Source organism: Veillonella sp. 3_1_44 (assembly GCF_000163715.1).
Taxonomy (GTDB): domain Bacteria; phylum Bacillota; class Negativicutes; order Veillonellales; family Veillonellaceae; genus Veillonella; species Veillonella parvula_A.
The window spans coordinates 453,844-470,249 of the sequence record NZ_GG770200.1 but is presented as its reverse complement, the minus strand read 5'-3'; the positions used below and the strand labels follow the sequence as shown (position 1 = coordinate 470,249).

The window sequence follows — 16,406 nt, the reverse complement described above, 5'->3', positions numbered from 1 at the left end:
ATTACGCCTCCTTACGAGACACTAATGTATGTGTAGAGCCAAATGCTTCAACACATTCTGGGATTGCTTGCTTCAATAGATTTTCAGTTTCTTCGTCAATTTTCTTAGACGTTTCAATGTTAGTGATGATTTCAGGGTAATTTGCTTTTACATAACGTAAAAGTTCAGCTTCAAAGGACAATACATCTGCCACTTGAATATCTGCTAAGTACCCTTTAGTACCAGCGTAAAGGTTGATAACCATTTCCGCTACACTCATAGGCTCATATTGACCTTGTTTTAACATTTCAGTTAAGCGTTCACCACGATCAAGTTGAGCGCGTGTAGCCGCATCAAGGTCGGAACCAAACTGAGCGAAAGCAGCCAACTCACGATATTGAGCAAGGTCCAAACGCAATTGGCCCGCCACTTGCTTCATCGCTTTAGTTTGTGCGCTACCACCTACACGGGATACGGACAAACCTACGTCAACAGCTGGACGAATACCAGAATAGAACATATCTGTTCCCAAGAAAATTTGACCATCAGTAATGGAAATTACGTTTGTTGGAATGTATGCAGATACGTCACCTGCTTGTGTTTCAATGATTGGCAACGCTGTAATAGAACCTCCACCAAGTTCAGATGAAAGTTTCGCAGCCCGCTCTAATAGACGACTGTGTAAGTAGAATACGTCACCTGGATATGCTTCACGCCCTGGTGGACGGCGCAATAATAGGGACATAGCACGATATGCAGCCGCTTGTTTTGTTAAGTCATCATATACGCATAATACGTGTTTACCTTGGTACATAAAGTATTCACCCATGGCAACACCAGCATATGGTGCAATGTATTGAAGAGGTGCACCTGTGGAAGCACTCGCAGAAACTACGATTGTATATTCCATAGCGCCTGCTTCTTCAAGCTTTTGCACTACGCGAGCAACCGTAGATTCTTTTTGACCAATAGCTACATAAATACAAATAACATCTTTGCCTTTTTGGTTCAAAATAGTATCTAAGGCAATCGCAGTTTTACCTGTACCACGGTCACCGATGATAAGCTCACGTTGACCACGGCCGATTGGTACCATCGCATCAATCGCTTTAAGACCTGTTTGCAATGGTTCGTTTACGGATTGACGATCCGCAATACCAGGTGCTGGATGTTCGATAGGACGACGTTCTGTAGCTTGAATAGCACCCTTGCCATCAAGAGGTTGACCAAGAGGATTTACTACACGACCAATCAAGGCATCTCCAGCAGGAACGTCCATAATTTTGCCAGTACGACGCACTTGGTCTCCTTCTTTAATCAAGAAGTCATCACCTAATAGTACGGCACCAACATTATCTAATTCTAAGTTCAAAACCAAGCCATATACGCCGTGTGGTAATTCTAGCAACTCACCGGCCATGGCTCTTTCAAGACCATAAATATGGGCGATGCCATCCCCTACGTCGAGAACAGTACCCACGTCATCGACATTGAGGTCAACATCATAGTCCTGAATCTGCTGTTTGATTATAGCAGTGATTTCTTCAGGCTTCATTTTCATATATACCCATTCACCCCTATCTAATAGAGTTCGTTCTTAATAAAGATTTTTCTAATTCCTCTAAACGACGAGATACAGAACCATCAATGCGTTTATCTCCTACTTGGATAACGATACCACCCATAATTGATGGATCTTGGCGCACAGATAAAATAACATCTTTCCCTGTTACTTCTCGTAATTTAGCTTGTACAGATGCTTCTACCTCAGCTGTGATTGGTTCTGCTACAGTTACAGTAGCTTCCAAAATACCACGAGCTTCTCGTGATTTTTGAATAAACGCTGCAATAGCCTGCGCAATATAACGATGGCGCCCACGTTTAATCATCACATAGATAAAATGTAAAGCAACTTTGTCGATACTAGATTCAAAGATAGAACCAACTAACTTAATCTTTGCATCTTCTGTAACGATTGGATTTTCAAGGAATGAACGAAGTTCAGGCTGTTCCGCCATAACGGACGCTACATAACCTAATTGCTCCTCCATGAGTTCCAAAATATTTTGTTCTTGAGCTAATTCAAACATAGCTGAACTGTATTTATCTGCTACAATTTCTATGCTCATCGTATCACAACCCTATCGTTTTACTATCAAGTTGACGAATAGCGTCTTCGATCAATTTTGTATTAGTTTCGCTGTTCATATCTTTAGCAACAACTTTACCAGCCATAGCTACAGATAAAGATACCACTTCGTTACGCAAGCTGTTCATAGCACGATCGCGTTCAATAGCGATATCTTGGCGAGCACGATTTTTTTCTTGTTCAATTTGCTCGCGTGCTGTTGACAATTGTTCACGTGTTGTATTTTCTGCTTCTTGAACTGCTTTTTCAACAATTTGTTGTGCCTCTATACGAGCATTAGCAATTTGAGCTGCATAATCAGCTTTAAACCCCTCTGCTTCTGCGCGAGCTTGTTCTGCAGCTTCTAAGTCTTTAGCAATTCGTTCTTTACGTTCTGTCATTATAGCCAATAATGGTTTATATGCAAAACGAGCCAATAGCCAAACTAATATAAAAAAGTTCAACATTTGAGCAAGAATCGTTCCAAGGCTTAAGTCAACCAAGGTTATTCCTCCTCGTTATTATCTGAATAACAAAATAAATGCTACTACTACACCGATGATAGGCATCGCTTCGATCAAACCAATCGCTACGAACATAGTAGACATCAATTGACCGCGCAATTCAGGTTGGCGTGTAATACCTTCAATAACTTTGCTAGATACAAGACCATCACCGATACCTGCACCAATAGCACCACAACCTACTGCAATTGCCGCTGCTAACGCGAATAAACCTTGAGCTTCCATAATATATCCTCCATATAAATTAATTAATGTTCCTCACTAAGCCCCATCCCCAAATAGGATGCAGTAAGAACGGTAAAAATAAAGGCTTGAATAATACCAATAAATAGACTAAAAGCAATCCAAACCCATGGTACCGGCACAAACCAAGGCAAGTTATATAATACTTCTAACAAAATTTCACCTGCCACAATGTTACCGAATAGACGGAAAGCAAGTGTAACAGGTCTAGCAATTTCCTCGAAAATATTGAGTATTAACAAAGCCTTATAAGGTCGTACAAAATGCTTAAAATAAGATAAGCCTTTAACTTTAACCCCCATAACCCATACCACTAATGTACTACATAAAGCTAATGCAATTGTAGTGTTAATATCGGATGTTGGTGATGTTAAAGCCTTGAATGTTGGCATTAAGCCTAACTCATTTCCTACAAAAATAAATAAGAAAAACGTAAATAACAAGGAACTCACCATCGGCCAATGGCGACCCAAATTCGGAGCTAATTGCCCCTCTAAGCCTTCTAATATAGATTCCACTATATTCTGCAAGCCTACAGGCACCAATTTACGTCCCCGGGTGGCTAATACTGTTATCAGTATTACAATAGCCATAGTAACCCATGTAGCAATTAAAGTATCCATATTAAATGTCAACCCCAACCACTGCACGACCTCATGGTGTCCCGCATGTAATTCCACGTTCTCAACCCCTTCCATAAACCTAATAAAAATCTAATATATTTACATTAATATAAATATAATATATATGTATCATCATACATCGTTATAGATATATAATCAACACTTGAAGGGTAAACAATTCCAAATAATCATAAATAGAATGTATTCAATGCATTATTAGAATACGACTCCATGTCTTATTAAAATCCACATCAATACATTAATTGGAATACAATACATTAATTTAAATGCAATAAAATTCTTAATTAAAATAATAAAAATTAGAACCGTCCACTAAACCGCCAATACACTATATAAAGTGCAGGCTGGATAAGTGCAATCGCTACAAACATACTAATTGCTTCTACATGGGGAATCTTCAAACCTAATACGACTAAAGATCCAACAAGCATAAGACGCCACACCATCTGTCTACGCGCCTTACGAACAGCCTTATAAGGATCACCTAATATAATTGCTTGACCATGTAGTGCAAGGCTAAGCAAGTAGAGCACCATTATAAAAATGCCCCACAGCCATCCCCATACATAGTGTTGTAATCCGCATGCAACCTGTATTATTACACCTAAAAAGGCAATAAAAAAACAAGACAGTAGCACGCGCACTATGAATTTTATATATTGATTCATACATACCTCACTACTTAACTTGTTTATATAACATATAAAACCCTGTTATAGCTCCTATTAGGCCAAATATGACCATGCAGAGTGGTTCCGTTTGAAGCCAAGTATCCAATTTATAACCTAGCCAAATAAAACCTCCTATACAGGAGACCAGTGTGACCCCCGCTGATGTTGCCATGGCGAGGGCTTTCACAAGATCCTTATCCATATTATTTACCAAAACGTTCAGGACGACGCGCATCACCTAAGAATTCATGTCGCAACGCTTGAATGATGCGTTCAGAGGCTTTTCCGTCACCATAGGGGTTAACAGAATTAGACATCAACTTATACGCTTCCGTATTGCTCAATAATTCATAAGCGGCTTTATGTACCGCATCCTTATCAGTACCTACAAGGCGAACAGTGCCTGCTTCTACTGCTTCAGGACGTTCTGTCGTATCACGTAATACGAGAACTGGCTTACCAAGAGCTGGGGCTTCTTCTTGAATCCCACCTGAATCAGTCAAAATCAAGTAAGATTTAGCCATCAAGTTTGCAAACGGTTCATAGTCAAGAGGGTCAATTAATGTAACACGCTCCACAGAACCAAGTTCCTCTTGTACAACTTGGCGAACTTTAGGATTTTTATGTACAGGGAAAACAACTTGAATATCTTCAAATTCATTGATTAAATCTCGAATGGCTTGATATACATGGCGCATAGGTTCACCTAAGTTTTCTCGGCGATGTGTGGTAACAAGAACCGTACGTTTTTTAGGATCAAGAGCATTAATAGCTGCATCATCGAATACATAGCTGTCTTGTACCGTCGTATCAAGAGCATCGATAACAGTATTCCCTGTTACATAAAGATGTTCTGTATTAATATTTTCTTTTTTTAAATTGCTTTCAGAACTAGAAGTAGGCGCAAAGTGATACGTCGCGATCGAACCCGTCAATTTTCGATTCATCTCTTCAGGGAATGGAGAGTAAATATCACCTGTCCGTAGCCCTGCTTCCACGTGACCTACAGGAATTTCTTGGTAGAAAGAAGCCAATGCCCCAGCAAAGGTAGTTGTAGTGTCACCATGAACGAGTACCACATCAGGTTTTGCTTCTTCTAATACATCTTTAAGGCCCATCAAAGCACGATTAGTTACATCATATAGTGTTTGACCTTGGCTCATAATATTTAAATCATAGTCTGGGGTAATATTAAACAAGTTTAGTACTTGATCAAGCATATCTCGATGCTGTGCCGTAACGGTGACGATAGGTTCCATATCTGGTGCTGCTTGTAATGCTTTTACAAGAGGAGCCATCTTGATAGCCTCAGGTCTTGTACCAAAGATTGTCATAACTTTTAACATAGTTGCCTCCAACGTAGTAGGATAGAAAAAATGGGGCGCCAAGCGCCCCACAGATGGTTATTCCTTATGAGAATCATCAGTATTCTCCAAGGCTTTAGCCAATTCATCGCGATCAAAGGATATGGTATCATCCGAGTCGCTGCGTTCAATTGTAGGACGTGGTAACGGATGCCCTGCCGCATCACTATGCATGATAACGCCAAGACGTCGTGCAATATAAATACTACACAAGAAAATTACTAATACCAAAGTCGCGCCGACCCAAGCATTGACCTCTGCAACGATAACAGATACACCGCCGAAAAGAGCTGTTACTGCATACATCAACAATACAGCTTGCTTTTGTGTTAATCCTTGTGCCAATAAGCGATGGTGAACATGACCTTTATCGGGTTTAAAGATGGGACGTCCACTGATTTTACGGCGCACAATGGCAAATAAGGTGTCTAAAATAGGCAAGCCTAACACAATGGCAGGTACCACTAGAGCAATCATAGCCGCCGTCTTCACAGCGCCCATAACGGAAATAGCTGCTAATGTATAGCCTAATAACATGGATCCCGTATCACCCATGAATATTTTTGCAGGATTGAAGTTATACCGCAAGAAACCTACAGTCGCACCTGCTAAAGCAAGAGAGATACAAGCAAGATCAGTTTGACCAAGTTGCAATGTCATTGCACAAACAGCGATACATGCGATAAAGGAAATACCTGCAGCCAAGCCATCAAGGCCATCGATGAGGTTTACAATATTTGTAAAACCAACTATCCAGAAAATAGTCAATGGAATAGCCCAATACTTGAGATATACTACACCACCCCAAGGAAGGTTAATGAAATCTACTCGAATATCATAAGCCACCAAAATAGCGGCTGCTATAATTTGGCCCATTAACTTAGTTTTTGGCTCAATTTGTTTAATGTCGTCCCAAATACCAACTAGCACCAAAATGACTGTACCAAGGACAAACCCAAACAATTTATGATCATGCGGAATGGAATCGTTAAAAAGAACCGATCCCACATAACCGAGAAAGATTGCTAATCCACCAAGTCGTGGAATCGCACCATGATGCACCTTTCGAGCATCAGGCTTATCTATTGCCCCAACAGCAACGGCAAAGCGTTTTACCAATGGGGTAAGTGCAAAGGTTATGATGAGCGCTAGTGCAAAGGCCCACACATAATCGAGCACATATTCACTCATAAGACACCTCCAACAAGTAGGTTGTAAAAACGGATTAGTTCGTTAAGCTACGAATAGGAGCAGGAATTCTGCCACCACGGGCGATGAACTCGGCTGCACTATATGGACTCACTTCGATAATAGGAGCATAACCTAATAATCCACCAAATTCAACAACCTCTCCAACAGTCTTACCAGGTACAGGAATTACACGAACCGCAGTTGTCTTATTATTAATCATACCAATTGCTGATTCATCTGCAATGATAGCAGAAATGGTGTCAGCAGTAGTGTCTCCAGGAATAGCAATCATATCAAGCCCTACAGAACAAACACATGTCATGGCCTCTAATTTATCAAGTGTCAAACTACCACAGGATACAGCATCAATCATGCCTGCATCTTCCGAGACAGGAATGAATGCACCACTAAGACCACCTACGTGAGAGGAAGCCATAAGACCACCTTTTTTCACCGCATCATTAAGTAATGCTAGTGCCGCTGTAGTGCCATGACAACCACAAGAGGACAAGCCCATTTCTTCAAGAACATGAGCTACAGAGTCACCTACAGCTGGCGTTGGCGCCAAAGATAAATCAATAATACAAATGGTTTACCTAGGCGGCGAGATGCCTCTTGGGCTACCAATTGACCTACGCGCGTGATTTTAAAAGCAGTACGTTTAACCGTTTCTGCTACAACGTCAAAGGATTGACCTCGAACGGATTCAAGCGCATGTTTTACAACGCCCGGGCCAGATACACCTACAGAAATAGCACTATCCCCTTCTGTTACCCCGAAGAAAGCACCCGCCATAAATGGATTATCCTCTACAGGATTACAGAATATTACGAGCTTAGCACAACCAAGAGCATCATTATCCTTTGTAAGCTCTGCAGTTTTCTTAACGATGATTCCCATGTCTCGCACTGCGTCCATGTTAATACCAGTTTTAGTAGAGCCCACAGCAACAGAGCTACAAACGATATCCGTAGTTGCCAGCGCTTCAGGAATAGAGTCAATCAAAATGCGGTCAGCTCGAGTGGCGCCCTTTGTTACAAGCGCAGAAAAGCCGCCAATAAAATTAACACCTACAGTTTTTGCAGCACGATCCATAGCTTCCGCCACAGGAACATAAGATGTTAAATCACTACCTCCTGCAACTAAAGAAATGGGTGTTACAGAAATACGCTTATTGATAATAGGGATGCCGAATTCTCGCTCAATATCTTCCCCTGTAGATACAAGATGTTCTGCCTCTTTTGTAATACGGTCATAAATACGGTCACATAGCTCTTTACCAGAACTAGATGCACATTCAAGCAAGCTAATTCCCATCGTAATAGTACGAACATCAAGCTTGTTATCGTGAATCATCTGATTCGTTTCTAAAATATTGTCGATAGATAACATAGTGCCTCCTATCCTACACGGTGCATGCTCAAGAAAATATCAGCATGTTGTGCACGGATTTCAACACCTAGTTCTTTACCTTGAGTCGTCAAAGCCTCTTGGATAGCTGTAAGATTTTTCATATCTTCAGACTTGGTTTCACACATCATAATCATATTGAAAACGCCATCGAGGATGGTCTGATTAATGGACATAATATTTACACCGTAGTTAGCGAGTACAGTACTAACTCCAGCAATGATACCAACGCGGTCTACGCCGACAACGGTAACAACTAATTTCATAACATCACCTTCTCTAAGCACTACAAACTATATAGCCAGTATAGGGCATTCAATAAACTATATTAATATATTATAACACATTTATTATTTTTCATGAGTGAAATCTTTATGAGTTTTCTAGTGAAAACAACATGTTACACTTCGTCAGACAAAGCACTTGTTACAATCTCTTCACCAGCAGTTAACAATGCGATAAGACCTTTATCCCCTTTATAGCTTTCACCATAAATTTTATATAAATCTTCAGTACCAGATGGACGTGCTACAAACCAGCCCGTTTCCGTTTCCACACGAACGCCATCGATAGGCATATCTTTATACAGAGAAGTAGTGCGAACATTAGTAATCGCATCACCATCTACTTCGGTAGCCGTAATGGAGCTTGCATTTAATTGTTTCAACTTAGCCTTGGCCGCCTTTGTACAAGGTGCATCAATACGACCAAATCGAGGATCGCCACACCCTACAACAAGATTATTATAGAGACGGTCAACAGTAGCCCCCATAACGGCATACATTTCCATCGCAAGGAGAGCCATTACCATGCCATCTTTATCAGTAGTCCATACGGTACCGTCTTTTTTAAGGAACGATGCACCAGCAGATTCTTCACCGCCAATGCCAATCTCACCATCGAATAATAGGGAACTAAAATATTTAAAACCTACTGGAACCTCATAAACAGGAACCTCTTTACTAGCAGCCCATTTATCAATCATAGTGGTACAAACAACGGTTTTACCGACCCCTTTATTTGTCCAACCACGAGTCGTAAACAAATAATCCGCCGCAGTCACAAGGAATGCGTTTGGAGAAGCTAGCCCATACGGACTAACGATACCATAGCGGTCATAATCAGGGTCATTCCCAACAGCGAGATCATAATTACCAATTTGTTTAATTACGTCAGCCATGGCATATTCAGATGAACAATCCATACGTACCTTACCATCATGGTCATAGGTCATAAAGCTAAAGGTCGGATCATACTCATCATTAATAATATCTAGGTTTAGATTATACCGCTCTTTAATAGCACGCCAATAACCTAGCCCACTACCACCGAGAGCATTAACGAGGACCTTAGGTTTTGCACTTTGGATTGCCTCCATATTAATGATAGAAGATAGTTCTTCTACATATAGACCTTTATAGTCATATGGAACCTGTTGGTCGGGTTCAATATTGTCGATACTAATACGTTTAAATCCTTCTAATTCACAATATGCGTGAACATATTCATTGGCACGTGTTTCAATCCATTTAGTAATCAACGTATCCGCTGGACCACCATTGGTAGCGTTATACTTAATGCCACCATTATCTGGAGGATTATGAGACGGCGTAATCACGATACCATCAGCCTTATCATCGTGGCTTTCATTATAACGAATAATAGCACGAGATATAGATGGTGTCGGCACGAAATCCATATCGGAATCAACCATTGCAGTTACACCATTGCCAGCAAGGACCTCTAGAACCGTCACAAGGGCTGGCTGAGATAAAGCATGTGTATCTTGACCGACGAAAATCGGACCTGTAGCGCCGAATTGACCACGGCCATCACAAATAGCCTGTGTAATAGCGGCCACATGTAAATCTGTAAACGTACTATTTAAAGATGTACCGCGATGGCCAGATGTGCCAAAGGATACGAGTTGTGTCGGATCTGTAATATCCGGAGCATTATCAAAATATGCATCCACAAGGGTTTGCACATCGATAATATCTTGTTCTTGTACAGGCGTACCTGCTAATTTGTGAGTCATAGAAACCTCTAATCTTATCTTGAGGGCAAGCCCTCTCATTTTACAACCTTGATATTCGATCAATTACATTAAATTATTTCCAAAATGTATGTATCATTCATAAAATATTATATTTACACATAATTAATATAAGATGACAACAGCCAGAGATTTTATCATAATTCTTTATTTTGATTTATTACAACTATTTTCATCTATATCTATTACAACATTATTGTTCGCTTCGGTAGTTCTATCTTTTGATTTCAGCTGTTTAGATATTTCCGCAGGAACAATAGGTTGAGTAAAACCTTGCCCGATAACCTCTTGGGCATCAGTAATCAAGATAAACACATTTGGGTCCGCTTCTTGAATAACCTCTTTCAATTTATTTACCTGCAGCAAGTTGACTGCAACCATCACAATTTGCTTAGGCGTCCGTGTATAGGCACCAATACCATTAATAATAGTGGCACCACGACCAACCTTATTGATAATACACTCACATACTTCATCGGTGCGATAGGTAATGATAAAAGCAACTTTACGTTGATTAAAGCCGATTACCACCTTATTTGTAATAATAGTATACACATACACACTGATAAGAGTTACAGCTACCGCTTCAAGTCCAACAACGCCGACAGCAACTAAGAGGATGGCACAGTTGATAGCGCTATTAATGGACCCCATTTGAAGGCCATAATATTTACGAACGATAAGTGCAATTGGATCAAGGCCTCCTGTATTACCACCTACACGGTAGACGATACCAAGCCCTAGTCCAGTTGTGATACCTGCCATCATAGAACTGAGTAGTGGATCCTTAATAATCATGTCATATTGCAAGAAACTAAACAGATCAATCATCCACGATAACATGAGCGTACCATACAAGGTATTAAGCACTACACGTTTACCAAGCCACTTCCAAGCAGCCCAAAATATAGGGACGTTCAAAATAACGTTCCAAGAACCAACGGATAATCCCGTTAGATAATACAAAATCAACCCTACCCCACTAATACCAGTACTAACCAGTTTGTGAGGTAGTACAAAGGCATCTAAACCAGCACCAAAAATTGCACAACCAATAGCAACTATGACACATTGATAGACAACATCTTTATACTTGGCGAACATAGCTCCCTCCAAATTGCCATTTCACTATAAATATTCTATAATGAACTAATTAAAACATACGCTGTTTACAATGCTTTTAATAATCAAACAACAGGTATATACAAAATCATCATAAACCACTTAATGGTTATTTTCAATCACTTTATAACAGTATAAAATAAACATATAAACTGCATATATTTTGTACATTACAAACGAGGCTATTATGAGTAAAAGTTTTGAGCAACTCGGTTGCAGCAAAATTAATATTGGGCTTGCTATTACAGGCAAGCGTGACGATGGATACCACGACATCGATTCTATATTTCAATCGATTCGCCTTAGTGATTCTATTTATTTCGCTAAGCATCATTCCGTAGTATTTTCTGGTGGCGCTCCCGAATTGCCTGACTACATGCAAAAACTCGTAAGCTATGGAGAAGATAATCTCGCGCTCAAAGCGTTACGCGCCATACAGGCCTATACGGGTTGTAAAGCCGGTGCCGCCATCCACCTATTAAAACGCGTTCCTATTCAAGCGGGTCTTGGTGGCGGTAGTGCAGACGCAGCAGCCATGTTATTAGGTCTCAACCGCTTTTGGGACTTACGGCTCACACAAGAGGAACTTTTAAATATTGGTGCCTCACTAGGATCTGATGTGCCGTTCCTACTACAAGGTGGTACAGCTCGCGGAACTGGTCGTGGCGAAGTGTTAACCTATAGCCAATCGCCAGAAGCACATTGGCTATTACTAGTAAAGCCAAAGGTATCTATTTCTACAGCGGTTGCTTATGGTCGCTTCAACGGTAAATCTAATGCCACCGCAAAAACAATCGATACCGTTCTGAATCATCTTCAGAATAATGATTTACAATCTGCTTTCACTAGTAGCGCTAATACTTTCGAAGAATTATTATTCCCAGATCACGAAGAACTAGGAATATGTAAGGAGTTTTTCACCAACCGTGGTTACCCAACCATCATGACAGGAAGCGGTCCTACGATGGTAGTATTACTTAACAAACCTATGGAAGCCTTACAATTACAAGAAGAGATTAAAGCAGCTGGTCATGATTGGCTGTCACTCATTACTAAAACATGTACACAGGAGGACTTAGTATGACAAAACGGTTACAACCTATACGACTCGATGCGTATAAACCACTAAGAGAAGTGGTAAGTGAAACATTGCGTCAAGCCATCCAAGATGGGGTGTTAAAACCTGGGGAGCGCCTCATGGAAATTCCCCTTGCCGAAGAGTTAGGTGTAAGTCGTACCCCCATTCGTGAAGCCATACGTAAACTAGAACTAGAAGGCTTTGTCGTTATGGTTCCTCGTCGCGGTACCTACGTTGCCAACATATCTTTAAAGGATATCACTCAAGTATTTGAAATTCGCTCTGCCCTTGAAGAACTTGCAGCAGGCCTTGCAGCAGAACGCATTACAGAAGAGGAAATCGAAACGCTGGAAAGAATGCTCGTAGAAATTGGCGATCATATGGAAAACAAAAATATGGAATCCGTCGTCGCTGCGGATGTAGAGTTCCACGAAGTCCTCTACCGCGCTTCTCGTAACGAAAGATTGGCTGATATTGTTCACAATTTACGAGAACAAACCTACCGTTTCCGCAGTTTCTCCATGAACCAACCAGGTCGTCTTAGAAAAACTTGGGAGGAGCATCGTCAATTAGTGGAAGCCATTGCCTCTCACAATGCTGCGCAAGCTCGCAAACTAGCTCGAATTCACATGGAACATTCTGAACAAACCTTGTTGCAAGGAATGGAAGAGTCACAAGAATTTACTAAGGCATAAACAACATCCTACAAAAATACTATATAAAGCAAAAATCCTTCCTATTTGTGAAGGATTTTTGTTTTACATAGTCTATAGAAATTGATACAATATCATTGATTAGTATGAAATATGGATTTTTTATAAGAAAGGGAGTTTTTATGGAAGCAATGCTCAATGATGCTATATCCACCATAAACGGTTATTTATGGAGTTATTTCATCATTTTTATTCTCATCGGCGCAGGTCTCTTCTTTACGATGACAACGAATTTTGTACAAATTCGCATGATTAAAGAAATGATTCGCCTCGTAATTAACGGCGCAGGTAGCTCTACAGAAAAGAACCATGTATCCTCATTTCAAGCATTCTGTGTTAGTACCGCATCTCGTGTAGGTGTTGGTAACATCGCAGGTATAGCTATTGCCGTTGTACTTGGTGGCCCTGGTGCTATTTTCTGGATGTGGGTTATCGCACTCATCGGTGCTGCCACTGGCTTCATCGAATCTACATTAGCACAAATCTACAAAGAACCTGTTGCTAAGGGCGGTTTCTATGGCGGACCAGCTTACTATATTCGGTATGGTCTAAACAACAAGGCATTATCTGTTCTATTTGCTATTTTAATCAGTATTACCTATGGTTGGATTTATAATTCTGTACAAGCCAATACTTTGGCTGCATCTCTCCAGGTATTTAACCTTGATGTGTCCTATACAGGCGCTGTAGTAGCAGTCCTTCTTGGTATTATCATATTCGGTGGTATCAACCGCGTTGCAAAAGCATCTGAAATCATTGTTCCTATCATGGCGATTCTATACATTGCTACTGCGTTATTTGTGGTAATTATGAATATCACCCAATTCCCACATGTAATCTATACTATTTTCTCCTCCGCATTCGAGCCTGTTGCAGCAGGTGGTGGCTTATTAGGTGCTACTGTTATGAATGGTATCAAACGGGGGCTCTTCTCTAACGAAGCCGGTGAAGGTTCTGTTCCAAACGCAGCCGCTACGGCAGCTGTTAACCACCCTGTAGAACAAGGTCTTGTACAAGCATTCGGCGTATTCCTTGATACATTCATCATTTGTACAGCTTCTGCTTTCATCGTACTCATCGTGGGTGATTACAGCACTACAGGTCTAACAGGTATTGCTCTTGTACAACATAATCTAGCTCAACAGCTTGGGTCTTGGGCGCCTACAGCCGTAGCCATTTTCATCGTTATGTTCTCCTTTAGTTCCTTAATTGGTAACTATTACTACGGTGAAATCAATATCAGCCACTTAACAAACAAACGATTCTACCTACATTTGTTCCGTATTGGCGTAATTCTTATGACATTTGTTGGCTCTATTGCCTCTCTAGATCTCGTATGGAACCTAGCCGATTTATTCATGGCTTTCTTAGTATTAACTAACGTAAGTTCCATCGTACGCATGGGGCGCACAGCAGGTCTTGCGCTTGATGACTATATCAAACAACGTAAAGCAGGTATTGAAACGCCAGTATTTAACCGTTCTATTCTAAACCACACGTACGGCATCGTATGGTGGGGTGATGGTCAAACTACAGACTCCTCCGTACCTCCTACTCCGATTGAAGATACTGTGGAAAAATAAAATATATCGACGTATGAGGCTGGTGAAAGTATCTTTCACCAGTCTTTTTCGTATAATCTTCAAAATAGTTTATTAGTACATACATAAAGGTCTATATTTTTCAGAATATAGATCTTTATTTTTTTTGTAAAAGTATCCATTTTCATAGATAAAAACATCGTTCATTAGCAGATTGTACTGTGATAAAAATCATAGTAATTATCTATATTTTTACAACTTTTACAGGTCAAAAACTATAGAATATATTTATGAAAATATAAAGGGTATTCTGTTTACAATGTCGAATACTTAAGTATGCGATAAAATTAGCATTAATTAAACTATTAATTTACTCTATTATCCAGGAGGTAATTATGAGCGGTTATAATCCATATGAAAACATGTTAAACACATTAGACGTAGCAGCTGAAAAGCTCGGCTATACTCGTAGCGAATACGAAGTGTTACGTCACCCAGAACGGGAACTAAAGGTAGCAGTTCCTCTTCAATTAGATAATGGTGAGGTTCGCGTATACGAAGGTTATCGTTGCCAACATTCCACATTGCGTGGTAGTGCTAAAGGCGGTCTTCGCTTCCATCCAGATTCCGACGAAAATGAAGTGCGTGCACTTGCGGCATGGATGACTATTAAAAACGCGATTGCTAACATCCCTTATGGCGGTGGTAAAGGCGGTATCAAAGTTGATCCAAAAACTTTAAACCCTCGTGAATTAGAACGCTTAACTCGTAACTTCGTACGCCGTATTGCACCTATCATCGGTGTTAATACAGACGTTCCTGCACCAGACGTAAATACGAATGCTCAAATCATGAGCTGGATTGCTGACGAATACAGCACATTAAAAGGTGAATGGAGCCCAGGTATCGTTACAGGTAAACCAATCGAAGTAGGCGGTTCCTTAGGCCGTAATGAAGCAACTGGTCGCGGTTGCCTCATCGCATTGCAAAGCTACCTCGCTAAGAAAAACTTGGATATCAAAAACCTTACTGTTGCAGTTCAAGGCTTTGGTAACGTAGGTTCCGTAGGTGCTCGTCTCATTGCACAAGCAGGTGCAAAAGTTGTGGCTATCGGCGACGTAAGCGTTAACATCTACAACCCTAATGGTCTCGATGTTGAAAAAGCATACGAATATGCTAACTCCCATGGTCGTTCCCTCGAAGGTTACAGCGAACCAGGCATGACTACAATTGGACCTCAAGAGTTATTGGCTCAACCAGTTGATGTATTATACATGGCAGCCCTTGAGAACCAATTAAACAAAGACAACATGGAAAATATCCAAGCTAAGATCATCTTGGAAGGCGCTAATGGCCCTACTACTAATGATGCGGATAAATACTTCTATGAAAAAGGTATCGACATCATTCCTGACGTGCTTGCCAACGGTGGTGGCGTAGTTGTATCCTACTATGAATGGGTACAAAACAAAGCTAGCTTCTACTGGACTGAAGAAGAAGTTAATGAAAGATTAACTAAAAATATGCAAAATAGCTTCGAAGCTGTTTGGGAAATGCAACACAAATACAATGTACCTCCTCGTCAAGCAGCGTACATGGTTGCTCTTGAACGCCTCGTAGTCGAAACTAGATGGCGCGGCTATAACTGCTAAACTCCCATACCTCCATACATTTTAGCCATAAAAAAAGGCGTAAGCTCGATTTGAGCTTACGCCTTTTATTTATATTCGTTAATGCTCCAT

Annotated in this window: 16 protein-coding genes and 1 pseudogene; 4 read left to right on the top strand and 13 right to left on the bottom strand. The window is 40.6% G+C overall.

Translation table 11 applies throughout. The features are described 5' to 3' along the window. Position 1: 1 nt before the first annotated feature. The 13 genes and pseudogenes from atpA to HMPREF0873_RS05660 form a co-directional block, all read right to left on the bottom strand. Positions 2–1,540 (bottom strand): F0F1 ATP synthase subunit alpha, encoded by a 1,539-nt coding sequence (atpA, locus tag HMPREF0873_RS05720; RefSeq protein ID WP_004697546.1) that lies wholly within the window; start codon positions 1,538–1,540, stop codon positions 2–4. 16 nt (positions 1,541–1,556) lie between these two features. Continuing rightward, positions 1,557–2,108 (bottom strand): ATP synthase F1 subunit delta, encoded by a 552-nt coding sequence (gene atpH / locus HMPREF0873_RS05715; protein WP_004697545.1) that lies wholly within the window; start codon positions 2,106–2,108, stop codon positions 1,557–1,559. A 4-nt stretch (positions 2,109–2,112) separates the two neighbouring features. Continuing rightward, positions 2,113–2,610 (bottom strand): F0F1 ATP synthase subunit B, encoded by a 498-nt coding sequence (atpF, locus tag HMPREF0873_RS05710; protein ID WP_004697511.1) that lies wholly within the window; start codon positions 2,608–2,610, stop codon positions 2,113–2,115. An 18-nt stretch (positions 2,611–2,628) separates the two neighbouring features. Beyond that, a complete protein-coding gene (atpE, locus tag HMPREF0873_RS05705) occupies positions 2,629–2,856 on the bottom strand; it encodes a F0F1 ATP synthase subunit C (RefSeq protein ID WP_004695064.1) in 228 nt (75 codons plus the stop codon). Positions 2,857–2,879: 23 nt separating this feature from the next. Next, positions 2,880–3,572: a F0F1 ATP synthase subunit A gene (atpB, locus tag HMPREF0873_RS05700; protein ID WP_004697507.1), complete on the bottom strand. Its 693-nt coding sequence runs from the start codon at positions 3,570–3,572 to the stop codon at positions 2,880–2,882. 245 nt (positions 3,573–3,817) lie between these two features. Then, complete coding sequence (locus tag HMPREF0873_RS10065) at positions 3,818–4,054, bottom strand: hypothetical protein (protein ID WP_004697515.1); 237 nt, start codon at positions 4,052–4,054, stop codon at positions 3,818–3,820. 142 nt (positions 4,055–4,196) lie between these two features. After that, positions 4,197–4,391, bottom strand: a complete 195-nt coding sequence (locus tag HMPREF0873_RS05690; RefSeq protein ID WP_012864790.1) for an AtpZ/AtpI family protein — start codon at positions 4,389–4,391, stop codon at positions 4,197–4,199. Position 4,392: 1 nt separating this feature from the next. Beyond that, entirely contained in the window at positions 4,393–5,535 is a 1,143-nt protein-coding gene (gene wecB, locus HMPREF0873_RS05685; RefSeq protein WP_004697520.1) for a non-hydrolyzing UDP-N-acetylglucosamine 2-epimerase, read from the bottom strand. Between the two features lie 57 nt (positions 5,536–5,592). After that, positions 5,593–6,744, bottom strand: a complete 1,152-nt coding sequence (locus HMPREF0873_RS05680) for a glycosyltransferase family 4 protein (protein WP_004697504.1) — start codon at positions 6,742–6,744, stop codon at positions 5,593–5,595. 34 nt (positions 6,745–6,778) lie between these two features. Beyond that, positions 6,779–8,136 (bottom strand): annotated as a pseudogene (locus HMPREF0873_RS05675) (PFL family protein). 8 nt (positions 8,137–8,144) lie between these two features. Next, positions 8,145–8,420 carry an ACT domain-containing protein gene (locus HMPREF0873_RS05670; RefSeq protein ID WP_004695058.1) on the bottom strand — a complete coding sequence of 92 codons (276 nt, stop codon included), beginning with the start codon at positions 8,418–8,420 and terminating at the stop codon, positions 8,145–8,147. A 134-nt stretch (positions 8,421–8,554) separates the two neighbouring features. Next, positions 8,555–10,192: a phosphoglucomutase gene (locus HMPREF0873_RS05665; RefSeq protein WP_004695057.1), complete on the bottom strand. Its 1,638-nt coding sequence runs from the start codon at positions 10,190–10,192 to the stop codon at positions 8,555–8,557. Positions 10,193–10,357: 165 nt separating this feature from the next. Further along, positions 10,358–11,314 (bottom strand): YitT family protein, encoded by a 957-nt coding sequence (locus tag HMPREF0873_RS05660; RefSeq protein ID WP_004697517.1) that lies wholly within the window; start codon positions 11,312–11,314, stop codon positions 10,358–10,360. A 205-nt stretch (positions 11,315–11,519) separates the two neighbouring features. On the opposite strand from HMPREF0873_RS05660, the gene ispE reads away from it, so the two are divergent. From ispE to HMPREF0873_RS05640, 4 genes are all read left to right on the top strand, one after another. Continuing rightward, the gene (gene ispE, locus HMPREF0873_RS05655) at positions 11,520–12,416 is read left to right on the top strand and encodes a 4-(cytidine 5'-diphospho)-2-C-methyl-D-erythritol kinase (RefSeq protein ID WP_004697538.1); all 897 of its coding nucleotides are present in this window, start codon (positions 11,520–11,522) and stop codon (positions 12,414–12,416) included. Further along, positions 12,413–13,105: a GntR family transcriptional regulator gene (locus HMPREF0873_RS05650; protein ID WP_004697535.1), complete on the top strand. Its 693-nt coding sequence runs from the start codon at positions 12,413–12,415 to the stop codon at positions 13,103–13,105. Before ispE ends, HMPREF0873_RS05650 begins: the two co-directional genes overlap by 4 nt. A gap of 140 nt (positions 13,106–13,245) precedes the next feature. After that, on the top strand, positions 13,246–14,706 hold the full coding sequence (locus tag HMPREF0873_RS05645; RefSeq protein WP_004697527.1) for a sodium:alanine symporter family protein: 1,461 nt from the start codon (positions 13,246–13,248) through the stop codon (positions 14,704–14,706). Between the two features lie 353 nt (positions 14,707–15,059). Further along, positions 15,060–16,316: a Glu/Leu/Phe/Val dehydrogenase gene (locus HMPREF0873_RS05640; protein ID WP_004695052.1), complete on the top strand. Its 1,257-nt coding sequence runs from the start codon at positions 15,060–15,062 to the stop codon at positions 16,314–16,316. The last annotated feature ends 90 nt before the right edge of the window (positions 16,317–16,406 follow it).

Bases quoted from the DNA above. Each gene is read 5' to 3' on its own strand.
- atpA (WP_004697546.1), bottom strand. From the start codon at position 1,540: ATGAAAATGAAGCCTGAAGAAATCACTGCTATAATCAAACAGCAGATT.
- atpH (WP_004697545.1), bottom strand. From the start codon at position 2,108: ATGAGCATAGAAATTGTAGCAGATAAATACAGTTCAGCTATGTTTGAA.
- atpE (WP_004695064.1), bottom strand. From the start codon at position 2,856: ATGGAAGCTCAAGGTTTATTCGCGTTAGCAGCGGCAATTGCAGTAGGT.
- atpB (WP_004697507.1), bottom strand. From the start codon at position 3,572: ATGGAAGGGGTTGAGAACGTGGAATTACATGCGGGACACCATGAGGTC.
- HMPREF0873_RS10065 (WP_004697515.1), bottom strand. From the start codon at position 4,054: ATGGTGCTCTACTTGCTTAGCCTTGCACTACATGGTCAAGCAATTATA.
- HMPREF0873_RS05690 (WP_012864790.1), bottom strand. From the start codon at position 4,391: ATGGATAAGGATCTTGTGAAAGCCCTCGCCATGGCAACATCAGCGGGG.
- wecB (WP_004697520.1), bottom strand. From the start codon at position 5,535: ATGTTAAAAGTTATGACAATCTTTGGTACAAGACCTGAGGCTATCAAG.
- HMPREF0873_RS05680 (WP_004697504.1), bottom strand. From the start codon at position 6,744: ATGAGTGAATATGTGCTCGATTATGTGTGGGCCTTTGCACTAGCGCTC.
- HMPREF0873_RS05670 (WP_004695058.1), bottom strand. From the start codon at position 8,420: ATGAAATTAGTTGTTACCGTTGTCGGCGTAGACCGCGTTGGTATCATT.
- HMPREF0873_RS05665 (WP_004695057.1), bottom strand. From the start codon at position 10,192: ATGACTCACAAATTAGCAGGTACGCCTGTACAAGAACAAGATATTATC.
- HMPREF0873_RS05660 (WP_004697517.1), bottom strand. From the start codon at position 11,314: ATGTTCGCCAAGTATAAAGATGTTGTCTATCAATGTGTCATAGTTGCT.
- ispE (WP_004697538.1), top strand. From the start codon at position 11,520: ATGAGTAAAAGTTTTGAGCAACTCGGTTGCAGCAAAATTAATATTGGG.
- HMPREF0873_RS05650 (WP_004697535.1), top strand. From the start codon at position 12,413: ATGACAAAACGGTTACAACCTATACGACTCGATGCGTATAAACCACTA.
- HMPREF0873_RS05645 (WP_004697527.1), top strand. From the start codon at position 13,246: ATGGAAGCAATGCTCAATGATGCTATATCCACCATAAACGGTTATTTA.
- HMPREF0873_RS05640 (WP_004695052.1), top strand. From the start codon at position 15,060: ATGAGCGGTTATAATCCATATGAAAACATGTTAAACACATTAGACGTA.